The organism is Streptomyces sp. NPDC001056 (assembly GCF_053598955.1).
The window spans coordinates 1-1,412 of sequence record NZ_JBSFLI010000105.1; the positions used below are offsets into that span (position 1 = coordinate 1).

Sequence of the window (1,412 nt, forward strand, 5' to 3'; positions counted from 1 at the left end):
TCTCAGTGGGCGGTTCGTGAGTATATGAGTCATTCTGGTGTCGCCTGATGGTGTGGACGGAGGCGGAACGTGCCGGTCCGATGCCGGTGGCCTGCTGGGATCGGTGGGGTGGGTGAACGCAAGCCGTACCAGAGCGACTTGACGGACGAGCAATGGGCGTTGATCGAGCCGGTGCTCACGGCCTGGAAGAACCGGCACCGTTCCGTCAGCGGCCACCAGGGCCGCTACTCGATGCGGGAGATCGTGAACTCGATCCTCTACCAGTCCCGGACCGGCTGTCAGTGGGCTCTCCTGCCGAATGACCTGCCGCCGAAGAGCGCGACGTACTACTACTTCGCCGCCTGGCGGGACGACGGCACCGACCAGCAGATCCATGAACTCCTGCGCTGCCAGGTGCGGGAGAGGAACCGGCGATTAGAGGACCCGACCCTGGTGATCCTGGACACCCAGAGTGTCCGGGCGGCCACCGGGGTCCCCGCGGCCACGACGGGCAAAGACGCCGCGAAACGGGTATCGGGCCGCAAGCGGGGACTGGCCGTGGACGTCCTCGGCCTGGTCATCGCCGTCACCGTGCTGGCCGCGAGCGTCCACGACAACGCCGCCGGCATCACTCTGCTCGACCAGGTCGCCGTCGCGGCCGGCGGCTCGGTCAGCAAAGCCCTGGTCGACCAGGGCTTCAAAAACCAGGTCGTCACGCACGGGGCTGCCCTCGGTATCGACGTCGAGATCGTCCAGCGGAACCCTGAGGAGCAGGGATTCGTTCCGCAGCCGAAACGGTGGCGGGTGGAGCAGACGTTCGGGATCTTGATACTGCACCGGCGGCTGGTCCGCGACTACGAACACCGCCCCGCTTCCTCCGCCTCACGCGTCTACTGGGCCATGACCCACGTCATAGCCCGTCGGCTCACCGACACGAACACGCTCACCTGGCGCGATCCGCGGGTGGCCGGCGCGTGAACCTGAACCCTCTCCTCCAGGCACTCGACCTTCAGGAAGACGCCGCCCGAGCCCTGGCCGATGATCTCCGCACCCAGATCGACGCCCTGCAGTCCCAACTCCGTGAGGCCGAACTACGTCTGGAACACCTCGCCATCACCCGCACGACCATCACCGGCCTCGCCGACCGAATCCCGGCCCAGACGGTCGACCCAGCAGGAAGTCTGGAACTGCCTGAGCACCCGGACTACCCGCGCATCCTCGCCGTCTTCAACGACACCCCCGGTCCGCTGAAGGCCCGAGACATCTGTCAGGCCCTCGACTTCGAGCTCCTGCCGAAACACGTCGAACGCACCCGCGCCAAGATGAAACGCCTGGTCACAATAGGAATCCTCACCGAAGCCGAGCCCGGCACCTTCAGCAGGAAGTAGTAACCAAGCCCGGAACGGACATCAACTCACGAACCGACCACTCAG

2 protein-coding genes are annotated in these 1,412 nt (G+C 65.9%); both read left to right on the top strand.

Features of this window, described 5'->3' with window-relative positions:
- Positions 1-108: 108 nt before the first annotated feature.
- Complete coding sequence (locus ACWDD7_RS37700) at positions 109-957, top strand: IS5 family transposase (RefSeq protein ID WP_450460710.1); 849 nt, start codon at positions 109-111, stop codon at positions 955-957.
- Positions 954-1,367 carry a hypothetical protein gene (locus tag ACWDD7_RS37705; protein ID WP_450460711.1) on the top strand — a complete coding sequence of 138 codons (414 nt, stop codon included), beginning with the start codon at positions 954-956 and terminating at the stop codon, positions 1,365-1,367. Before ACWDD7_RS37700 ends, ACWDD7_RS37705 begins: the two co-directional genes overlap by 4 nt.
- Positions 1,368-1,412: the final 45 nt, after the last annotated feature.